19 protein-coding genes and 3 pseudogenes are annotated in these 20,460 nt (G+C 71.0%); 16 read left to right on the plus strand and 6 right to left on the minus strand.

All coding sequences use genetic code 11. The annotated features are described in order from the left end of the window. Window positions 1–15: 15 nt before the first annotated feature. A pseudogene (locus ACFJI0_RS15645) lies at window positions 16–1,019 on the minus strand (tRNA dihydrouridine synthase). A gap of 293 nt (window positions 1,020–1,312) precedes the next feature. Here ACFJI0_RS15645 and ACFJI0_RS15650 point away from each other — a divergent pair. From ACFJI0_RS15650 to ACFJI0_RS15685, 8 genes and pseudogenes are all read left to right on the plus strand, one after another. Then, window positions 1,313–1,994: pseudogene (locus ACFJI0_RS15650) on the plus strand (RluA family pseudouridine synthase). A gap of 1 nt (window position 1,995) precedes the next feature. After that, window positions 1,996–2,775 (plus strand): SDR family NAD(P)-dependent oxidoreductase, encoded by a 780-nt coding sequence (locus ACFJI0_RS15655; protein ID WP_382320959.1) that lies wholly within the window; start codon window positions 1,996–1,998, stop codon window positions 2,773–2,775. An 18-nt stretch (window positions 2,776–2,793) separates the two neighbouring features. Then, window positions 2,794–3,366, plus strand: coding sequence for a histidine phosphatase family protein (locus ACFJI0_RS15660; RefSeq protein WP_382320962.1), 573 nt, complete (start codon window positions 2,794–2,796; stop codon window positions 3,364–3,366). 55 nt (window positions 3,367–3,421) lie between these two features. Further along, window positions 3,422–4,612 carry a beta-ketothiolase BktB gene (gene bktB / locus ACFJI0_RS15665; RefSeq protein WP_382320964.1) on the plus strand — a complete coding sequence of 397 codons (1,191 nt, stop codon included), beginning with the start codon at window positions 3,422–3,424 and terminating at the stop codon, window positions 4,610–4,612. A 76-nt stretch (window positions 4,613–4,688) separates the two neighbouring features. Next, window positions 4,689–4,979: pseudogene (locus ACFJI0_RS15670) on the plus strand (DUF4256 domain-containing protein); the annotation flags it as partial. Window positions 4,980–5,076: 97 nt separating this feature from the next. Then, window positions 5,077–5,175, plus strand: a complete 99-nt coding sequence (locus ACFJI0_RS15675; RefSeq protein ID WP_382325677.1) for a DUF4256 domain-containing protein — start codon at window positions 5,077–5,079, stop codon at window positions 5,173–5,175. Between the two features lie 70 nt (window positions 5,176–5,245). Further along, window positions 5,246–6,250: an MmgE/PrpD family protein gene (locus ACFJI0_RS15680; RefSeq protein ID WP_382320966.1), complete on the plus strand. Its 1,005-nt coding sequence runs from the start codon at window positions 5,246–5,248 to the stop codon at window positions 6,248–6,250. A 26-nt stretch (window positions 6,251–6,276) separates the two neighbouring features. Continuing rightward, complete coding sequence (locus ACFJI0_RS15685) at window positions 6,277–6,618, plus strand: hypothetical protein (RefSeq protein ID WP_382320968.1); 342 nt, start codon at window positions 6,277–6,279, stop codon at window positions 6,616–6,618. An 11-nt stretch (window positions 6,619–6,629) separates the two neighbouring features. Here ACFJI0_RS15685 and ACFJI0_RS15690 read toward each other — a convergent pair whose 3' ends face one another. Further along, window positions 6,630–7,403, minus strand: coding sequence for an IclR family transcriptional regulator (locus ACFJI0_RS15690; protein WP_382320970.1), 774 nt, complete (start codon window positions 7,401–7,403; stop codon window positions 6,630–6,632). 116 nt (window positions 7,404–7,519) lie between these two features. On the opposite strand from ACFJI0_RS15690, the gene ACFJI0_RS15695 reads away from it, so the two are divergent. The 6 genes from ACFJI0_RS15695 (at window position 7,520) to ACFJI0_RS15720 (ending at window position 15,605) form a co-directional block, all read left to right on the plus strand. After that, window positions 7,520–8,974, plus strand: coding sequence for an FAD-binding oxidoreductase (locus tag ACFJI0_RS15695; protein ID WP_382320972.1), 1,455 nt, complete (start codon window positions 7,520–7,522; stop codon window positions 8,972–8,974). Window positions 8,975–8,989: 15 nt separating this feature from the next. Continuing rightward, window positions 8,990–10,351, plus strand: a complete 1,362-nt coding sequence (gene purB / locus ACFJI0_RS15700) for an adenylosuccinate lyase (protein WP_382320975.1) — start codon at window positions 8,990–8,992, stop codon at window positions 10,349–10,351. A gap of 354 nt (window positions 10,352–10,705) precedes the next feature. Beyond that, window positions 10,706–11,404 (plus strand): tripartite tricarboxylate transporter substrate binding protein, encoded by a 699-nt coding sequence (locus ACFJI0_RS15705; RefSeq protein WP_382320977.1) that lies wholly within the window; start codon window positions 10,706–10,708, stop codon window positions 11,402–11,404. A gap of 13 nt (window positions 11,405–11,417) precedes the next feature. Further along, complete coding sequence (locus tag ACFJI0_RS15710; RefSeq protein ID WP_382320980.1) at window positions 11,418–12,278, plus strand: sulfurtransferase; 861 nt, start codon at window positions 11,418–11,420, stop codon at window positions 12,276–12,278. 229 nt (window positions 12,279–12,507) lie between these two features. Continuing rightward, window positions 12,508–13,284, plus strand: coding sequence for a Bug family tripartite tricarboxylate transporter substrate binding protein (locus ACFJI0_RS15715; protein ID WP_382320982.1), 777 nt, complete (start codon window positions 12,508–12,510; stop codon window positions 13,282–13,284). After that, window positions 13,284–15,605 (plus strand): molybdopterin-dependent oxidoreductase, encoded by a 2,322-nt coding sequence (locus tag ACFJI0_RS15720; protein WP_382320984.1) that lies wholly within the window; start codon window positions 13,284–13,286, stop codon window positions 15,603–15,605. The genes ACFJI0_RS15715 and ACFJI0_RS15720 overlap by 1 nt, the downstream gene beginning before the upstream one ends. On the opposite strand, the gene ACFJI0_RS15725 is transcribed toward ACFJI0_RS15720, so the two are convergent. Further along, complete coding sequence (locus ACFJI0_RS15725) at window positions 15,597–16,346, minus strand: 2OG-Fe dioxygenase family protein (RefSeq protein WP_382156245.1); 750 nt, start codon at window positions 16,344–16,346, stop codon at window positions 15,597–15,599. The two genes, ACFJI0_RS15720 and ACFJI0_RS15725, sit on opposite strands and share 9 nt — an antisense overlap. Before the next feature lie 315 nt (window positions 16,347–16,661). Between ACFJI0_RS15725 and ACFJI0_RS15730 the strand changes: the two genes are divergently transcribed. Both ACFJI0_RS15730 and ACFJI0_RS15735 read left to right on the plus strand, forming a co-directional pair. Then, window positions 16,662–16,874, plus strand: a complete 213-nt coding sequence (locus tag ACFJI0_RS15730) for a hypothetical protein (RefSeq protein ID WP_382320987.1) — start codon at window positions 16,662–16,664, stop codon at window positions 16,872–16,874. An 86-nt stretch (window positions 16,875–16,960) separates the two neighbouring features. Next, a complete protein-coding gene (locus ACFJI0_RS15735; protein ID WP_382320989.1) occupies window positions 16,961–17,731 on the plus strand; it encodes a DUF2189 domain-containing protein in 771 nt (256 codons plus the stop codon). Between the two features lie 3 nt (window positions 17,732–17,734). On the opposite strand, the gene ACFJI0_RS15740 is transcribed toward ACFJI0_RS15735, so the two are convergent. The 3 genes from ACFJI0_RS15740 to ACFJI0_RS15750 are packed head-to-tail and all read right to left on the minus strand — an operon-like array spanning window position 17,735 to window position 20,440. Then, the gene (locus ACFJI0_RS15740) at window positions 17,735–18,739 is read right to left on the minus strand and encodes an MDR family oxidoreductase (protein ID WP_382320991.1); all 1,005 of its coding nucleotides are present in this window, start codon (window positions 18,737–18,739) and stop codon (window positions 17,735–17,737) included. A gap of 3 nt (window positions 18,740–18,742) precedes the next feature. Next, window positions 18,743–18,976: a hypothetical protein gene (locus ACFJI0_RS15745; protein ID WP_382320994.1), complete on the minus strand. Its 234-nt coding sequence runs from the start codon at window positions 18,974–18,976 to the stop codon at window positions 18,743–18,745. 39 nt (window positions 18,977–19,015) lie between these two features. Beyond that, window positions 19,016–20,440 (minus strand): efflux transporter outer membrane subunit, encoded by a 1,425-nt coding sequence (locus ACFJI0_RS15750; RefSeq protein ID WP_382320996.1) that lies wholly within the window; start codon window positions 20,438–20,440, stop codon window positions 19,016–19,018. Window positions 20,441–20,460 lie beyond the last annotated feature (20 nt).

A 20,460-nucleotide genomic window follows, 5' to 3' on the forward strand; every position in this document is an offset into this window, starting at 1 on the left:
GTCCGGGGCCGGAAGTTAACACGCCGGCGCCATTTCTGCTGGCAGCGCCCGGATCGACTCTGTGGTAAGGATGTCCGGTCCCTGGGCCCGCCGCAGCCAGGCCTCGATGTCGTCGGGCTCGTTCACCAGGCGCAGTTCGTCGAACGCGGCCTGGGCCTCGGGATAGCGTTTGCGCAGGTAGTTGAGCCATTGTTTGAGCCGCCCGGAGCGGTGGCGGCGCTCCACGCGGGCGCTCACCTGCCGCCAAAAGATCTCGAACAGCGGGGGCAGGACCGACCAGGGCACACCGCCCAGGCCTTTGATGGCCAGGGCCAGGCCGGGGTCGGTCACCATGCCTCGGCCGATCATGAGGTGTTCGCAGCCGGTCACCTCGCGGCAGCGCGCGGCGTCGGCCGCGGTCCAGATTTCGCCATTGGCGATCACCGGCAGGCGCCGGTGGGCCGGTGGCAGCGAGGCGCGCACCTCGGCCAGCCGGTCCCAGTAGGCGGGAGGCCGGTAGCCGTGGGCCTTGGTGCGCGCGTGGATCACGAGTTCGTCCGCCCGGCCTCGGCGATGGCGTGGGCGCAGTCTTCGGCGCGTTCGTCGTCGTTGTAGCCCAGCCGCATCTTGGCGGAGACGGGCATGTGGGCCGGCACGGCGCGGCGCACGGCCGCCACGATGCGCCCGACCAGCTCGGGTTCGTCGAGCAGCACGGCGCCGCCCCGGCTCTGGTTGACGGTCTTGGCGGGGCAGCCGAAGTTCAGGTCGATGCCGTGCGGGCCCAGGCCGGCCAGGCGTTCTGCGTTTTCCGCGAGCAGGGTCGGGTCGGAGCCGAGCAGTTGGGCGCGCACGGGCACGCCGGCACGGGTGCGGCCGCCATTGAGCAGTTCGGGCACCACGCGGATGAAGGCACGCTCGGGCAGCACGGTGTTGGTCACGCGGATGAATTCGCTCACGCAGCGGTCGATCCCGCCCGTGCGCGTGAGCACATCGCGCAGGGTGGCGTCGAGCAATCCTTCCATGGGGGCCAGCAGCAGCATGCTGCGTATTGTCCTTTGCCTGGAGAATGTGTGGATGTGTTGCTCTTTTTCTCCGGCTGGTCCGGTCATCGGCGACCGGGGGGACGGCTCCGCTCATGTCCCCCGAACCGGCTTCGCCGGTTCTCCTCCTTGACTTCGCTGCGCCGTCCCCCCCGGTCGCCGATGACCTCCTGGGTATTCGGAAGACTGCATGCCTACATCGCTTCCGGCGCGTGGGCGCATGGCGCTCTGCGCAGCGGGGTAAAGGAGGAGGCGGCACCAGCCGCCGGGGGACACCCGCGGAGCAGAGCGCCATGCGCCCACGCGCCCGCGAGGTGCAGCGAGTGAGCACCCTAAAGGTAATCCACGAAGACGAACAAATGATCGTCCTCGATAAACCCGCAGGCCTGCTCGCCGTCCCCGGAAGAGGCCCCGACAAGCAGGACTGCCTCAGCGCAAGGGCCCAGGCGAAATGGCCCGACGCCCTGGTGGTCCACCGGCTCGACATCGCCGACCTCCGGCCTCGTCGTCATGGCCAGAGGCATCGAAGCCCAACGCCAGCTCAGCCGCGCCTTCGAACAAAGGGAAGTCCACAAACGCTACACCGCTGTCGTCGCCGGCACCCTGCACAAACCCCAACCCGACAACGGCTGGAACACCATCGACCTGCCCCTCACCATCGACTGGCCCAACCGGCCCCGCAGCATCGTCAGCGCCGAACTCGGCAAACCCAGCGTCACCCGCTGGCGCCTCGCCAGCCCCCTCACCGACGACGACACCACCACCCGGCTCGAACTCGAACCCGTCACCGGCCGCACCCACCAACTGCGCGTGCACCTGCAAGCCATCGGCCACCCCATACTCGGCGACATGCTGTACGCCACCCCCGAGCAGCAGGCCCGCGCCCCGCGCCTGCTGCTGCACGCCCACCAACTCTCGTTGCCCCATCCGCAGCACGGCGACACCGTGCACTTCCACAGCCCCTGCCCCTTCTGACATGACCACCACCCCACTCCAACTCACCATCCTCACCGGCGGCTCGCGCGGCATGGGCCTGGCCATGGCCCTGCAGTCGCTGCGGCCCAACGGCCACCTGCTCTGCATCTCACGCCACATCAACACCCAGCTCGCCGACGAAGCCCAGCGACTCGACGCCACCCTCACACAATGGGCGCAAGACCTCGCCGACACCACCGGCGCCGCGCAGCGCCTGGAGGACTGGTTGAATGAGCAGGCCGCCCAGGGCTTCGCCAGCGCCACCTTGATCAACAACGCTGGCGTGATCCCGCGCATCGGCCCCATCGACGACTGCCCGCCCGACGACCTCGCCAACGCGCTGCGCGTGGGCCTGGAGGCGCCCATGCAGCTCACCGCCGCCTTCCTGCGCGCCACCGGCGCCTGGGTGGACACCGGCTGGCGCGGCCCGCGCAAGGTGCTCAACATTTCCTCGGGCCTGGGCCGGCGCGCCATGGCGGCCCAGGCGCCCTACTGCGCCGCCAAGGCCGGCATGGACCACTTCACCCGCTGCAGCGCGCTCGACGAAGCGCAGCGCCCACATGGCGCGCGGCTGGTGTCGCTGGCTCCGGGTGTGATCGACACCGACATGCAGTCGCAACTGCGCTCGGGCGACCCGGCGGCGTTCCCCGACGTCGGACGCTTCAAGGACCTGAAAAGCCAGGGCCAGCTCAGCACCCCGCAAGACGCCGCCGCGAGCGTGCTGGCCTGGCTGGACCGGCCCGACTTCGGCAGCAACCCTGTCGCCGACGTGCGCGATTGACCGCGACCGGGAGACCCCATGCAACGACGCCACTTCACCCAGGCCACCGCCCTCGCCCTCACCACCCTGCCCACCCTCGCCTTCACGCAGGACGCGGGCTTCTGGACCCTGCTGCGCGAAGGCGGTTGCGTGCTGCTGATGCGCCACGCGCAGACCGAGCCCGGCGCGGGCGACCCGCCGGGCTTCACGCTCGGCGACTGCCGCACCCAGCGCATGCTCAGCGACACCGGCCGCAAACAGGCCAACAAGATGCACGAAGCCTTTCTGCGCGAGCGCGTGAAGATCAACGAGGTGCGCTCCAGCGCCTGGTGCCGCTGTGTGGACACCGCCATGCTGGCCTTCAAGAAGAACACCGTCTGGGCGCCGCTCAACGCCTTCTTCAGCCCCGACGAGCGCGACGAGCAGACGCGCGAGGTGCTCGATGCCGTGCAAGGCTGGTCGGCCCCGCGCAACCTGGCGCTGGTCACGCACCACATCAACGTCGCCGCCCTCACCGGCCAGACCCCGGCCATGGGCGAGATCCTGCTCACCCGGCCGGGCAAGGACGGCAGCGGCACGCAGCTGCGGGTGGTGGCGCGGCAGGCCTTCTGAACGGTCCTGCCGCGCTACGATGGCAGGCGCCCCCCTTCATCACCCGGAGAACACCATGAGCAACCAGCGAGAAGTTTTTGTCGTCAGCGCCGTGCGCACCGCCATCGGCACCTTTGGCGGCAGCCTGAAAGACCAGCCTCCCACCGAACTCGGCGCGCTCGTCGTGCGCGAGTCGCTCGCGCGCGCGGGCGTCGAAGGCAAGGACGTGGGCCACGTGGTGTTCGGCCACGTGGTCAACACCGAGCCGAAAGACATGTACCTCTCGCGCGTCGCGGCCATCCAGGGCGGCTGCGCCGAAGGCACGCCCGCCTTCAACGTCAACCGCCTCTGCGGCTCGGGCCTGCAGGCCATCGTGTCGGCCGCGCAGGGCATCCTGCTGGGCGACACCGACGTGGCCATCGGCGCCGGTGCCGAATGCATGAGCCGCGCGCCGTTCGCCAGCCTCAACATGCGCTGGGGCGCGCGCATGGGCGACACCAAGATGGTGGACATGATGGTCGGCGCGCTGCACGACCCCTTCCACACCATCCACATGGGCGTGACGGCCGAGAACATCGCGGCCAAGTGGGGCATCACGCGCGAGGACCAGGACAGGCTCGCCGTGGAAAGCCACAACCGCGCGCAGCGCGCCACCGAGGCCGGCCTGTTCAAGGATCAGATCGTGCCCGTGATGCTCAAGAGCAAGAAGGGCGACGTGGCCTACGCCACCGACGAGCACTTCCGCGCCAACGCCACCCTGGACGACCTGGCCAAGCTCAAGCCCGTGTTCCTGAAGGAGAACGGCACCGTGACCGCCGGCAACGCCTCGGGCATCAACGACGCGGCCGCGGCCGTGGTGCTGATGGATGGCGGCGCGGTCAAGGCGCGCGGCGCGAAGCCGCTGGCCCGCCTGGTGGCGTATGCGCACGCGGGCGTGGACCCGAAATACATGGGCATCGGCCCGGTGCCGGCCACGAAGCTGGCGCTGCAGAAGGCCGGCCTCACGGTGAAGGACCTGGACGTGATTGAGGCCAACGAAGCCTTCGCCGCGCAGGCCTGCGCCGTCACGCGCGACCTCGGCCTGGACCCGGCCAAGGTCAACCCCAACGGCTCGGGCATCTCGCTGGGCCACCCGATCGGCGCCACGGGCGCGCTGATCACCGTGAAGGCCCTCCACGAGCTGCAGCGCATCCAGGGCCGCTACGCGCTGGTGACGATGTGCATCGGCGGCGGCCAGGGCATCGCTGCGATCTTCGAACGGGTTTGAACACAGGGGGCGCCACATGAAAGCCGAACAACGCGACGAGCTGCTGCGCACCTTGAAGCAGCGGTTCGAGAAGCACATGAAGCGGCATGCCAAGGTCGGCTGGGCCGACGTGCTGGCCCGCCTTCAGAGCAAGCCCGACAAGCTGAACACCCTGGCCGAGATGGAGAGCACGGGCGGCGAGCCCGACGTCATCGGCACGGCGGACGAGCACGGCGCCTACCTGTTCTGCGATTGCGCCGCCGAAAGCCCGGCGGGGCGCCGCAGCCTGTGCTTCGACGGCGAAGCCCTGGCCGCGCGCAAGGAGAACAAGCCGGCGGGCAGCGCGGCCGAGATGGCCCAGGCCATGGGCGTGTCGCTGCTGACCGAGGCGCAGTACCGCCAGCTTCAACAATTCGGCGAGTTCGACCTGAAGACCTCCAGCTGGGTGCGCAACGCCGCCCGAGATCCGCAAGCTGGGGGGCGCCCTGTTCTGCGACCGGCGCTACGACCAGGTGTTCACGTACCACAACGGCGTGCAGTCGTATTACGCCTCGCGCGGGTTCAGGGGCTGGGTGAGCGTCTGAATCGGCGCATCGGTTCGTGGTGGGGCTTGGTTTATATAATGAAACACATTTCATTTAATGAACCAGTCACATGCCCTCCACCCACGAGTCCACCCTGGTCGCCCACCTCGCCAGCCTTCAGCAGCGGCCCCTCTCTGACGCCACGCGCGAGCGGCTGGCCCAGGCGCTGCTGGACTGGTTCACCGCCGGCTGGGCCGCCGTCGGCATGCCGGGCGCCTCGGCGCTGAGGGCGCTGGCCCGCACCAGCGTGCCCGGCCCCGGGCCGGCGCCGGTGTTCGGTGGCGCCCCGGCGCAGCCCCTGGCGGCCGGCTTCGCCAATGCGGGCATCGCGCACCTGCGCGAGATCGACGACGCGCACCGCGCCGCCATGCTGCACCCGGGTGTGGTGGCGATCTCGCCGGTGCTCGCGCTGGCGGCCACGCAGGCGCTGTCGATGCGCCGCGCGGCGGACGCCATCGTGGCCGGCTACGAGGTGGCGCTGCGGGTGGGCGAGGCCTTGGGCACCCGCCACGCCGCGGGCTTTCACGCCACCGCGACGGCGGGCACGGTGGGGGCGGCGGCGGCCAGCGCGGTGGCGCTGGGCCTGCCGCAGGCACAGCTGCACCACGCCCTGGGCATCGCGGCCACCCAGTCGGCTGGCCTGTGGCAACTGGTCGATGACGAGGCCCACGAGGCCAAATCGCTGCACCCCGGCTTCGCGGTGCGCAACGGCCTGATGGCCGCCTGGGCGGCACAGGCAGGTTTCCCCGGCGCGCGCGCATTCGTCACGGGGCGGCGCGGCCTCTACGCGCTGCTGGGTGGCGACGGCCCCTTGACCGCGCTGGACAGCGACCTGGACGCGCCCGAGCGCCTGAACACCGCCACCATCAAGGCCTGGCCTTGCTGCGCCCAGCTCTTCACGCCGCTGGACGCCACCCGCGAGATCCTCGACCAGCATGCGCCTGCCGTGCAGGACATCGAGTCGGTGCAGGTGGTCATCTTTCCGCACGCGCTGAAGATCGCTGGCGTGCACTGGCCCACCAAGCCCGCGGAGACGCCGTTCTGCCTGCGCTACGTGGTGGCGCGACGCTGCTGATCCAGGGTCGGCTCGGCATCGCCGACATGGAAACGCCCGACCTGTCATCGCCCGTGCTGCTGGCCCTGGCCGATCGCGTGCACGTGAGCACGGACGAGGCCTTTCAGCGCGGCTTCCCGGAAAAACGCCCCTCGCGCGTGACGGTCACGCTGAAGGACGGCCGCAGCCTGAGCGCCTACCGCGAGCTGCGCCGGGGCGACCCGGAAGACCCTTTCGACTGGGCGCAGTTGCAGGCGCGCATGCGGGCCTTCGCGCCGGCCATGACCGACCCGCAGGCCGCGCAGCTGACCCGCTGGTGCGGGGCCTTCGCGGACGCGTCGAACGACGAGGCGCCCTGCCGGCCCAGCGCCGACCTCTTCGGCATTTGAGCAGGGCCGCGTCAGGCGGTCGGCACGCGCCAGCCATTGGGCGCGGCACTGGCGAAGCCCTGCAGCGCGAGTTCCTGGCGCACGATGTCCGCCGCCTTGCGCTGGGCCACTATGTTGTGGCGCGAGGCCAGGCCGATGACGACCATGGCGCCCAGGAAGGTCCCATCGCCGTCGAACACCGGCAGCGCCACCGAGGCCATCTCGTCCACGCGTTCGGCACGCGTCATGGCGTAGCCCTTGGCGTCGATCTCGGCCTGGTGCGGCGTGGGGCTGCCGGTGAAGGCCAGCAGGATGTGGGCCGATGAGCCGCCCGCCGCCAGCGGCAGGCGCGTGCCCACCTCCACATGGTGGCGCACCTCCTTGACCGTGTTCTCGCGGTAGAGGCACACGCGGTCGTCGCCGCTGCGGATGTAGAAGGCCACGGTCTCACCCGTCTGCTGCATGACCGCGTGCAGCACGGGCTGCAGGCGCGTGCCCAGATCGAAGGTGCTGCGGTAGAGCATGCCCATGTGCAGCAGCGCCGGGCCCGGCGCGTAGCTGCCGCTGTCGAACCGGTGGACCATGCGCGCGCGCTGCAGCACGCCCAGCAGGCGCAGCAGCGTGGCCTTGTCCAGCCCGGTGCACTCGGCCAGTTCGCGCAGGGACATGCGCAGGCGGTCCTCGCGAAAGCATTCGAGGATGGAGATGCCGCGCTCGAGCACGCCCGCGGGCGGCTTGGGGGCGCTGGCGTTCGCCGGCTCGCCAGAAAGGACCGATGGGGCTGGGTGGTTTTTGCTTGGCTTCATGGTGGGTGTCCGCGACTGCGGATTATCTCGGTTGACAGCGGGGGTGGCCGGATTTATAGTTTCATTCATTGAATCATAGTTCATTGAATGAAATGAACAAACCCAACACACCCACCATGTCGAATGCCCCTGACCCCCTGGTTGCCGAACTGATCGCGATCGTCGGCGCCAGCCATGTGCTGACGGACGACGCGGCCACCGCGCGTTACGTCGGCGACTGGCGGCGCAACTTTCCCGGCGCCGCGCGCGCCGTGGTGCGCCCCGCCAGCACGGCGGAGGTGTCGCGCGTGGTGGCCGCGTGCGCGGCGAACCAGGTGGCGGTGGTGCCGCAAGGCGGCAACACGGGCCTGGTGGGGGGCTCCACGCCCGACGCCTCGCGCAGCGAAGTGCTGCTGAGCCTGGACCGCATGACCGCCGTGCGGCGCGTGGACCCGCTGGACAACAGCATGACGCTGGAGGCCGGCTGCACCGTGCTGGCGGCGCAGGAAGCCGCCGCCGCCCAAGGGCGCCTGTTCCCGCTCTCGCTGGCCTCGGAGGGCAGCGCCACAGTGGGCGGTGTGGTGTCGACCAACGCCGGCGGCGAGCAGGTGCTGCGCTACGGCAACACGCGCGACCTGACCCTGGGCCTGGAGGTGGTGCTGGCCGATGGCCGCGTGCTCGACGCCCTGGGCGCCCTGCGCAAGGACAACACCGGCTACGACCTCAAGCAGCTGTTCATTGGCGGTGAGGGCACCCTGGGCATCGTGACGGCCGCCACCTTCAAGCTGTTCGCGCCACCCCGGCAGGTGGTCACCGCCTGGGTGGCCGTGCGCGATCCGCAGGCCGCCGTGGAGCTGCTGGCCGAGCTGGGCGCGGCGGTCGGCGAACGGGTCACGGCCTTCGAGCTGATGGGGCGCCAGGCGCTGGACCAGGTGCTGGCGCACGGCACACCGGGCATGCGCGATCCCCTGCCCGGCGGGTACGGCTGGGCGGTGCTGTTCGACGTGTCGGAAACCTCCACCCGCATGGACCCCTCGCCCGCGGTGGAAGACGTGCTGGGCCAGGCGATCGAACAAGGCCTGGTGCTGGACGCGGTGCTGGCCCGCTCGGGCCAGCAGAGCCACGACCTGTGGGCCTTGCGCGAGCACGTGCCCGAGGCCCAGCGGCTGGACGGGCCGTCCATCAAGCACGACATCTCGGTCGCCGTCTCGCGCATCCCCGAGTTCATCGCCGAGGCCGGCGCGGCGCTGCAGGCCTTGCTGCCCGGCGTGCGCGTGGTCTGCTTCGGCCACGTCGGCGACGGCAACCTGCACTACAACCAGAGCAAGCCCCCGGGCATGCCGGACAGCGACTTCCTGCGCCACGAAGACACGATCCACGACACGGTGCACGCCATCACCGCGCGCCTGCATGGCTCGATCTCGGCCGAACACGGCATCGGCCGCCTCAAGCAGGCCGCCTTCCTCCACCACAAGCCGCCCATCGCGCTGGAGCTGATGGCGCGCATCAAGCAGGCGATCGATCCCGCCAACACCTTCAACCCCGGGCGCGTGCTGCCGCGCGCGCTGCCCGTCCCCCAACCCGTTCTCTAACCCTTCAGGATTTCCATGCCCGTTTCCGTCTTCGACATGCAATCGCTCCAGCACCTCTGGGGCACCGATGAGCTGCGCCGCATCTTCGGCGAAGAGAACCGCATCCAGAAGTGGCTCGACTTCGAGGCCGCCCTGGCCGCCGCCCAGGCCGAGCTGGGCCTCATCCCGGCCGCCGCCGCCCAGGAGATCGCGCAGCAGGCGCGGGTCGAGCACATCGACATCGCCACCATGTCGGCCGAGATCCGCCGCATCAAGCATTCGCTGGTGCCGGCGCTCAAGCAGCTGCAGGCCCGCTGCAGCAAGGACAACGGCGAATGGGTGCACTACGGCGCGACCACGCAGGACGTGGTCGACACCGGCGTGGCCCTGCAGCTCAAGGAGTTCCACGCCGTGGCGCTGCGCGACCTGAAGGCGGTCGGCCAGGAGCTGGCCCGCCTGGCCATGGCGCACCGGGACGTGCCCATGGCCGGCCGCACCCACGGCGTGCAGGCCCTGCCCATCACCTTCGGCCACAAGTGCGCGATCTGGCTCGACGAGCTCGGTCGCCACCACGAGCGCCTGGTGCAGGCCGCGCCGCGCGTGCTGGTCGGCATGCTGGCCGGCGCCGTGGGCAGCCAGGCCTCGCTGGGCCCCAAGGCACAGGAGCTCGAACAGCTCATGCTCACCAAGCTGGGCCTGGGCACACCCGCCATCAGCTGGGCGCCCGCGCGCGACCGCTTCACCGAGTACGCCAACCTGCTGGCCATGCTGGGCGCCACGCTCTCCAAGATCGGCAACGAGCTGTTCAACATGCAGCGCAACGAATTCGGCGAGGTGGAAGAAGGCTTCTCCGACGGCAAGCTGGGCTCGTCGACCATGCCGCACAAGCGCAACCCCACCTCCGCCGAAAACCTGGCCGGCCTCTCGCGCCCGCTGCGCTACAACGCCGCCATGATGGTCGAGGGCATGGTGCAGGAAAGCGAGCGCGACGGCATCGCCTGGAAGATGGAATGGAAGGCCCTGCCCGAGTGCTGCCTGATCGCCGGCGCCATGCTGTTCCAGGCCAGGAACCTGCTGGCCGGCCTGAAGGTCAACGCGGACGTGATGGCGGCCAACCTCGACAAGATGCGCGGCTACCTGCTGTCCGAGCGCGTGATGCTGGAGCTCTCCGAGCGCGTGGGCAAGCAGACGGCCCACGAGTGGATCTACGAGGCCTCCATGCACGGCATCACGTCCCGGCTCGACTTCGCCGACGCCATGCGCCAGCACGAAGGCCTCTCCAAGCTGCTGAGCGACGACGAGATCCGCGACTTCACCGACCCGCTGCAGTACCTCGGCCAATGCGGCGCCACGGTGGACCGCGTGGTGGCCCAGCAGCAGCCCTGGCTGCGGGACTGAGATTCTCTGCCTGCGGCACAGCTGCTTCCTTCCCCCACAACAATGGAGACCAACCGATGAACCACCCTGCCCTCAAAGCCCTTCGCCGCCGCACCATGCTGGCCCTCGCGCTCTCGCTCGGCCTGGGCGCGGCCGCACCGGCCTTCGCGGCCTACCCCGACCAGCCCATCAAGCTGGTGATCGGGTTCCCGCCCGGTGGCGGTGGCGACCTCTACGGCCGGCTGATCGCCAACGCGCTGAGCAAGAGCCTGGGCCAGACCGTCGTGGCCGACAACCGCACCGGCGCGGGCGGCAACATCGCCGCCGACCTGGTCGGCCAAGGCCAAGCCCGACGGCTACACCCTGCTGCTGGCCATGAGCGGCAACCTCGCGGTGGCGCCGGCCACCCGGCCGCAGAGCATCCCCTACAAGGTGCCCGAAGACTTCGCGCCCATCGGCATGATCCTGGAAGCGCCGCACGGCCTGTTCGTCGCGCACGGTTCGCGCTTCAAGACGGCGCGCGAGCTGCTGGACGCGGCCAAGACACAGAAGCTCAGCTTCGCCTCCACCGGCGCCGGCGCGGCCGCGCACATGGGCATGGAGATGGTGGTCAAGGAGGCCGGCGTGGAGATGCTGCACGTGGCCTACCGGGGTTCCGGCCCGGCCATCACGGACATGCTGGGCGGCCAGGTCGACAGCTTCTTCGCCACCGCCTCGCCGCTGGTGAACCAGGTGCGCCAGGGCCAGCTGCGGCTGCTGGCCATCACCGGCGACAAGCGCAACCCGGCCATCCCCGATGTGCCGACCTTCAAGGAGCTCGGCGTGAACGTGCCGGTGACGCAGTGGTACGGCCTGGTCGCGCCAGCAGGCACGCCCGAGGCCGTGGTCAAGCACCTGTCGGACCACCTGAGCCGCGCGCTCGCCACACCGGAAGTGCGCGACGCCATCCGCCGCGACGCCGCCACCGAGCGCAACCTGCCCATGGACGCGTTCCGCGGCTTCATCCTCGAAGACATCGCGCGCTACAAGGCCGCGCTCACGCCGGCCCTGCTCAAGGAAATCTCCAGCAAGTAAGGGCACCCGCTTCATGATCACCTTCGACACCCTGATCTCCGCCGACGAACTCGCGGCCGCCCAGAAGAGCGGCGCACCGCTGATGGTGCTGGACTGCAGTTTCGAACTCACCGACCCGCAAGCCGGCCAGCGCGCCTACGACAGCGGGCACCTCCCGGGCGCGCGCTACGTGCACCTGGACCAGGTGCTGTCCACCGCGAAGACCGGCCGCAACGGCCGCCACCCGCTGCCCAGCCGCGAGACCTTCGCCGCGGCCATGGCCGCCCTCGGGCTCGATGCGGACACGCAGGTGGTCGCGTACGACAACGCCGGCGGCATGTACGCGGCGCGCCTGTGGTGGATGCTGCGCTGGGCCGGCCACCCGGCCGTGGCGGTGCTCGACGGCGGCATCGCCGCCTGGAAAGCGGCGGGCCACGCGCTGAGCCAGGACGCGCCGGGCGCGCCCGCCCCGGGCAGCTTCCGCCTGAAACCCTCGCTGGTCACCACGGTGTCGTACGACGAGGTCAAGGCCAACATCGACAGCGCCGAGCGGCTGGTGCTGGACGCGCGCGCGCCGGACCGCTTTCGCGGCGAGAACGAAACCATGGACCCGATCGGCGGGCACATCCCCGGCGCGCGCAACCGGCTGTTCAAGGACAACCTGGGTGCGGACGGCCGCTTCAAACCGGCCGCGCAGCTGCGCCAGGAATTCGACGCCATCACCGGGAGCCGGCCGGCGGCGCAACTGGTCAACCAGTGCGGCTCCGGCGTGACCGCCTGCCACAACCTGCTGGCCATGGAGGTCGCCGGGCTGCGCGGCGCGGCGCTCTACCCCGGCTCGTGGAGCGAATGGAGCGCCCAGCCGGGCGCCCCGATCGCCACCGGCGCGGCCTGACACCCTCTCACCAAAAAACACTGGAGACCTTCATGCACCTCACACCCCTGCTGCGCCGCGGCGCCCGCGCGGTCGTGGCCGCCGGGCTCATGGGCCTCGCCGCCGTGGCCTCGGCCCAGTACCCGGATCAGCCGATCCGCCTGCTGATCGGCTTCCCACCGGGGGCGGGGGCGACCTCTATGGGCGCACCATCGCCAACGAGCTGGGCAAACACGTCGGCAAACCCATCGTGGTCGAGAACCGGCCCGGGGCGGGCGGCAACATCGCCGCCGAACTGATGACGCAGGCCAGGCCCGATGGTTACACCCTGCTGCTCGCCATGAGCGGCAACGTGGGCAGCGCGCCGGCGATCCGCACCAACCTGCCCTACAAGGTGCCCGACGACTTCGTGTTCGTCAGCCAGCTGGTGGAAACGCCCTATGGCCTGGTGGTCCGTGGCGACTCCCCCATCAAGACCATCCAGGACTACATCGCCACCGCCAAGGGCGGCAAGATGACCTACGCCTCCACCGGCACGGGCGGTGCCGCGCAGATCGTGATGGAGATGGTCAAGCAGCAAGGGGGCCTGGACATCCTGCACGTGCCCTACAAGGGCTCGGGCCCGGTCATGACCGACCTCATGGGCGGCCTGGTCGACAGCTTCTTCGCGCCCTACACGCCGCTCATGGGCGCCATCAACGGCGGCAAGCTGCGCCTGCTCGCGGTCAGCACCGACAAGCGCATCCCCAGCATGCCCCAGGTGCCCACGCTCAAGGAGTCGGGCATCGACGTGGTGATGACGCAGTGGTACGGTCTGGCCGCGCCCAAAGGCACGCCGCAGCCCGTCATCGACAAGATCACCCGGTCCGTGAAACAGGCCATGCAGGCACCGGAGGTGCAACGCGTCTACAGCGCGGACGGCGCCCAGGCCTCGTCCCTGACCGGGGCGGCCTTCCGCGACTTCGTGCTCAAGGACATCGCCAACTACAAGCGCGGCGTGGAGCGCGGCAACCTCAAGGCGGAATAGTGTCTTTGCCCTCCTCGTTTTCATCTGAACCCGACATCGCCCTGCGCCCGCACAGCGCCCACTGGGGTGTCTTCTCCGCCGGTTGGCAGAACGGCGAACTCGTCGTGCGGCCCCACGCGGGCGACCCCGACCCGAACCCGCTGATCGACAACTTCAAGACCGCCCTGCACCACCGCGCCCGCGTCACCACGCCGATGGTGCGGCGCGGCTGGCTCGAGAACGGCCCGGGGCCCGACGCGCGGCGCGGCGACGACCGTTTCGTGCCCATGGCCTGGAACGAGGTGCTGGACCGGCTCGCGGACGAACTGCGGCGCGTGCAGCAACAACACGGCTGCGAGGCCATCTTCGGCGGCTCCTACGGCTGGTCGAGCGCGGGGCGCTTCCACCACGCGCAAAGCCAGGTCCACCGCTTCCTGAACACCACCCTGGGCGGTTACGTGCGCTCGGTGAACAGCTACAGCGCCGGCGCCTCGGGCCCGATGCTGCCGCACGTCATCGGCACCATGGAGGAGGTGGCGCGGCGCAACGTCACCTGGGAGCAGATCGTCGAACACACCGACGTGGTGCTGGCCTTCGGCGGCATGGCGCTGAAAAATTCGCGCGTGGCCTCGGGCGGCATCAGCCGGCACATCGAGCGCGAGTCCATGCGCGCGGCCGCCGCGCGCGGTTGCCGCTTCGTCTCCATCAGCCCGCTCAAGAGCGACCTGCCCGACGAGGCGGCGTTCGACTGGCTGCCCGCCGTGCCCGGCACCGACACCGCGCTGATGCTGGCCCTGGTGCACCAGCTCGTGAGCGACGGCGCGCTCGACCGCGCCTTCATCGATCGGTACTGCGACGGCTGGGAAGCCTTCGAGGACTACCTGATGGGCCGCGGCGACGGCGTGCCCAAGAGCTGCGCCTGGGCCGCGCCGATCTGCGGCCTGCCCGAGCGGCAACTGGTCGACCTGGCGCGCGCGCTGGTTGGCCAGCGCGTGCTCGTGGTGGTGGCGCATTCGCTGCAGCGCTCGCAGCACGGCGAACAACCGGTCTGGATGGGGGCGGTGCTCGCGGCCGCGCTGGGCCAGCTCGGCCTGCCCGGCGGGGGCTACAACTACGCGCTGGGCACGCTGGCGCACTACGGCAAGCGCAACAACGCGGTGCCCGCCGCCGCGCTGCCGCAGGGCGACAACGGCGTGAAGGCCTTCATTCCGGTGGCGCGCATCAGCGACATGCTGCTGCACCCGGGCCAGCCCTTCGACTACAACGGCCAGCGCCGCACCTACCCGCACATCCGCCTGGCCTACTGGGCCGGTGGCAACCCCTTCCACCACCACCAGGACCTCAAGCGCCTGGCCGACGCCTTCCGCACGCTCGACACCTTCGTCGTGCACGAGATCGCCTGGACCGCCACCGCGCGCCACGCCGACATCGTGCTGCCCTGCACCATGACGCTGGAGCGCGAAGACATCGGCGCGACCCCCACCGACCCGCTGGTGGTCGCCATGCACCGCATCGCCGAACCCCATGGCCTGGCGCGCGACGACTACGACATCTTCTGCGACCTGGCCGGGCGCCTGGGCGGCCTGCAGGCTTTCAGCGAAGGCCGGAACACGCGCCAATGGCTGGCGCACCTGTACGAGCGCACGCGCGCCGGGCTCGAAGCCATGGGCCAGGAGGCACCGGACTTCGAGACCTTCTGGCAACGCGGCGAGCTCCTGCTGCCGCAGAAGGACGACGATGGCGGCATCCTGCGCGCCTTCCGCCACGACCCCGAGGGCGCGAAGCTCGCCACGCCCAGCGGCAAGGTTCAGATCAGCTCACCCGTGGTGGCCGGCTTCGGCTACGCGGACTGCCCCGGCCACCCGGCCTGGCTGCCCCCGAGCTTCGCGCCCGATGCGGCCCACCCGCTGTGGCTGGTGGCCAACCAGCCGCATTCCAAGCTGCACAGCCAGCTCGACTTCGGCGCCCACAGCCAGTCCACCAAGCGCCAGGGCCGCGAGGTGTGCACCCTGCACCCGGCCGCGGCCGCCGCGCGCGGCATCCGCGAGGGCGACACCGTGCGCCTCTTCAACGAGATCGGGGCCTGCCTGGCCAGCGCGCGCCTGTGCGCCGACATGCGCGAAGACGTGATTCAGCTGCCCACCGGCGCCTGGTACGACCCCGTGCAGGATGCCCAGGGCCGGCCGATGTGCGCGCACGGCAACCCCAATGTGCTCACCCGGGACATCGGCACCTCGTCGCTGGCCCAGGGCTGCGCGGGCCAGCTCAGCACGGTTCAGGTCGAGCGTTTCGACGGACCGCTGCCGCCGATCCGCGCCTACGAACCGCCGCCGTCAGGCTGAGGCGTCGCCCTGGAAGGCCCCGCTGCGGTAGGTCACGACCAGCGTATCGCGCCAGCCGAGGGCATCGCCTTCCAGCGGCTGGATCGGCGTGCTCTCGTGGATCACGCGCGCGTCGTCGAGCAGCAGCAGCGACCACGGCTCGCGCAGCGTGAAGCGCTGGCCGCTCGGGCCGTTGGCTTCGAACACGCGGCTCTCGCCGCCCTTGATGGCGTGGCGGTCCACCATGAACACGGCCACCAGGTCCACACCGTCGCGGTGCGCGCCTTCGGGCGTGGGCCGGCCGATGCCGTCGGTGGTGTCGATGCGGAACACGTGGGCCTCCACGCTCCAGGGCTGCGCGCCGCGCAGCGCGCTGGCGGCCTCGCCCAGCCGGGCCAGCAGGCGGCTCCACACCGGCTGCGCCACCGTGGCGGGCTCCATGGGTTCGAACCAGCGCTGCATGCCGCCGTGCAGGGCGTTGTACTCCAGCGGCTGCCAGTGCGCGCGGTGCGGCACCTGCCGCACGCGGTCGTCCTCCACCACGAAGCAGCTGTGGCGGCGGCTGCGGTAGCGCCCGCCGTCCTTCAGGTAGGCGTCGGGCGGCAGCTGGTTCCAGCCGGTGTGCAGCCCGGCCAGGTCCACCGGCCGCGCGGCGAGCCACTCGCCCACGGCCTCGGCGCTCAGCAAGGCGAAGCCGGTGGTTTTCAAGGCGCTGTGCACATCGGACAGCGGCACGTAAGGGGGCTGGAATTCGCTGGTCATATGGCCGCCCAGTGTAGCGGCGCGCCAGCAGGCCCACGGCCTGTCGGGCCTTGGCGTGGCGCGCGTTTGCGCTGGATCAAGGCGCCGGCGCGCCGCCGCTGCCAAGCTTGGGCCCCAAGGAGCAGCACCCGATGGAAAGCACCGCGCAATGGACCGAAGCCCTCTGGCTGGACTTCGACCCGCTGGACAACATGAACCGCGAACTCATGGCGCGGCTGGCCCGCGCGCAGACCGCCAGCGACGCGAAGCTGCCGCAGGCCTGGGCCGAGCTGGTGTCGCACGTGCGCAACGCATTTCGGCCAGGAAGACAGCTGGATGCGCGAGACCGGCCACGGCCAGGCGGACGCGCACGCGCTGGCGCACCGCGTGGTGCTCAACCTGCTGCGCGAGGGCCTGGGACAGGTCCGCGGCGGCCAGCTCGGGACCGTGCGCCAGATGGCGCGCGAACTGGGTTCGTGGTTCGCCAAGCACACGCACGCCTTCGACGCCGGGCTGGCGCTGCACCTGCGAAGCCACGCGCTCAGCTGAACCGATCCGCTGCACCGACCCGCCACCGTTCCCGCGCACCAGCCACCCACCCACGAGATGGCGCGCCATTCCCGAGGAGACAAGCCATGACCGAAGAATCCCCACCGCCACCGCCGTCGGTGTTCGAGCTGCGACTGGCCGAGCTGAACGCCGGCGACCCGCTGCGCTGGCTGCGCCTGGGCTGGCGCGATTTCCTGCGCAGCCGCGTCGGCCTGTTCTACGGCCTGTGTTTTTTCCTCATGGGGCACGCGCTCATGGCGGTGTTCCGCGCCGCGCCGGCCTATGTGCTGGCGCTCTCGGCCGGCTTCCTGCTGCTGGGGCCGTTCCTGTGCCTGGGCCTGTACCACGTGAGCCGCGCGCTGCAGGAAGGCCGCGAGCCCTCGCTGCCGGACTCGCTGCTGGCCTGGGAGCAGACCAAGGGCTCGATCGCGATCTTCGCGGGCGTGCTGCTCATCCTGGAGATGCTGTGGGGCCGCGCCTCGCTGGTGGTGTTCGCGGTCAGCTTCAGCACCCTGCCCGACACCGCCAACCTGCTCTCGCAGCTGCTGGCGCGCGAGAACCTGGAGTTCCTGATCACCTACACCCTGGTGGGCGGTGTGTTCGCGGGCCTGATCTTCGTCACCAGCGCGGTCTCGATCCCCATGATCCTGGACCGCGAGGTCGATGCGATCTCGGCCGCGCTCACCAGCATCCGCGCCTGCCTGCAGAACCCGGGCGTGATGGCCTGGTGGGGCGCGCTGATCACGCTGCTGGTGGTGCTGGCAATGCTGCCCTGGTTCCTGGGTCTGATCGTCGTCGGCCCGGTGGTGGGCCACGCCACCTGGCACGCCTACCGCCAGGTGGTGCCGCCGCGATGAAGCTCAGGCCTTGAGCTTCACCACCAGGCGCCCGCGCACCTGGCCGGCCAGGATCTGGCTGCCGGCGGCGATCGCGTCGGGCAGCGCGATCTCTGTCGTGATCGACGCCAGCTGTTCGCGGTTGATCGTCTTCGCGAGCGCGTCCCACGCGGCCTCGCGTTGGGCCATGGGCGCCATCACACTGTCGATGCCGTAAAGCGTGATGCCGCGCAGGATGAACGGCGCCACGCTCGCGGGCAGGTCCATGCCCTGGGCCAGGCCGCAGGCCGCCACCGCGCCGCCGTAGCGTGTGCTGGCGCAGGCGTTGGCCAGGGTGTGGCTGCCCACCGAATCCACCACGCCGATCCAGCGCTCCTTCTGCAGCGGTTTGCCCGGCGCGCTCAGGTCGTTGCGGTCGATCACGCTGGCCGCGCCCAGCGATTTCAGGTAGTCGGCTTCCTGCGGCCGGCCGGTGGAGGCCACCACGGTGTGGCCCAGACCGGCCAGCAGCGAGATCGCCACGCTGCCCACGCCACCACCCGCGCCGGTCACCAGCACCTCGCCGCTGCCGGCGGCCACGCCCGCGTCGGCCCAGTGTTTCTGCAGCGCCTGCACGCACAGCATGGCGGTGTAGCCGGCCGTGCCCAGCGACATGGCGTCGCGCTCGCTCAGCGTGTCGGGCAGGGCCACCAGCCAGTCGCCCTTGACGCGCGCCATCTGCGACAGCCCGCCCCAGTGCGTCTCACCCACGCCGAAGCCGTTGAGCAGCACGCGGTCGCCGGCCTTCCATTTCGGGTGGTCGCTCTGCGTCACCGAGCCGGCGAAGTCGATGCCGGGCACCATGGGGAAGCTGCGCACCACGGGCGATTTTCCGGTGATGGCCAGGCCGTCCTTGTAGTTGATGGTGGAGCAGTCCACGCGCACCGTCACGTCGCCGCTGGCGGGCAGTTGCGCCTCGTCGAGCTGCGTGAGTTCGCAGCGGTAGCCCGACTCGGGTCGGGTGATCAGCAGGGCTTCGAACACGGGCATCTCCTAGGAAGGGGTGGCAGGGGCCGACTCGCGCCACAGGCGCACCGTGAGCCACCAGGCCAGCAGCGAATCGGTCAGCGCCATCAGACCGAGCACGAGGCGCAGCGCGTCGGGCGGGTCGGTGAGCTGCACGAACAGCACGATGCAGGACGACAGCAGCTGCAGGCCGACCATGAGCCAGAACAGGCCACGGTGCGGCTGCCAGAGGCGGCGGAGGGTCTCGGACGGGGACGGCATGCCCTATCTGTGCCGGCCCCGGCCCGCCGCCGAGGTCGCTCAGGCGCCCCGGGCGGGGGCGCCCGCCTCCCAGCCGCCGCCGATGGCGCGGATGAGCCGCACCGTGGCCTGCTGCTGGGCGGCCTCCACGCGCTGGGCCTGCCGCCGGTTGATCAGCTCGTTGCGGCGCGCGTCGAGCAATTCGAGCTGGCTCACCAGGCCGTTGCGGTAGCGCGTTTCCGAGATCGCGCTGGCGCGCTGCGCGGCGCTGACCGCGCGGCCCTGGGCCAGGGACTGGTCCTGCAGCCAGCGCAGGGCGGAGAGCTGGTCTTCGACCTCGCGGAAGGCCGTGAGCACCTGGCCGCGGTAGCTCGCGGCGGCGGCGTCGAGTTGCGCCTGCGCGCCCTGCACACCGGCCTCGCGCCGGCCGCCGTCGAACAGCGGCATCGACAGCAGCGCGCCCACGCCCCAGGCGCGCGCCGACCACTTGAACAGGTCGCCGAGGTCGGGCGAGGCATAACCCGCGGCCGCCGTGAGCGACACGCTGGGGAACCACGCCGCCTGCGCCACGCCCACGCGGGCCTGGGCGGCCAGCAGCGCGGCCTGCGCGGCGGCCACGTCGGGCCGGCGGGTGAGCACGGTGCCGGGCACGCCGGCCGGGATCACGGGCAGCACCCGGGCACCGTCGGCGGGCGCCAGCGCGAAGCCGGAGGCCGGCTCGCCCACCAGCACGGCCAGCGCGTGTTCGAGCTCGGCGCGGCTGCGGCCGAGCGCGAACCCCTCGGCCTCGGTGGCGGCCAGCTCGGTCTGGATGCGGATCACGTCCAGCTCGGCCACGTCGCCGGCCTCGAAGCGGCGCTGCGTGAGGCGCAGCGTGTCCGCATAGGCGGCGGCGGTGTCCTGCACCAGGGTGCGCTCGGTGTCCACCGCGCGCAGGGCCAGGTAGGTCTGGGCCACCTCGGCCTGCACCAGCAGGCGCGTGCTCTGCAGCAGGGCTTCGCGCGATTGCGCGTCCAGCGCGGCCGCGTCGCGCGCCCCCGCCAGGCGCCCGAACAGGTCGAGCTCGTAGGACAGGTTGACGCCGGCCTGCAGCAGCGTGGCCGGCGTGGCGCCGTTGGCGGTGTTGGCACCGGCGCCGCGCGAGGCGTCGGCGCCCACACCGATCTGCGGCAGGCGGTCGGCCTGCGCGCCGCGCACCAGCGAGCGCGCCTGGGCCAGGCGGGCCGCGGCTTCGTGGATGCTGGTGTTGCCGGCGGCGGCGCGTTCGGCCAGGTCGTCGAGCACCGGGTCGTTGAACGCCTTCCACCAGGTGCCCCGGGCCTGCGCTTCGGCGGGCTGGGCGATGGTCCAGTGTTCGTTCTGGCGCGGCTGTTCCTTGAACTGCGGCGGCGTGGGCACCGACGCCGGCAAGGGCGGCAGCGCGGTGGCGCAGCCGGCCAGCACGAGCGCGGCGGTCAGCGTCAGCAGGCGATGAAAATGTTTCACGGGATTCACCTTCCGGGTCT

It is taken from the genome of Hydrogenophaga sp. UC242_53 (genome assembly GCF_042696965.1).
Classification (GTDB): Bacteria; Pseudomonadota; Gammaproteobacteria; order Burkholderiales; family Burkholderiaceae_C; genus Hydrogenophaga.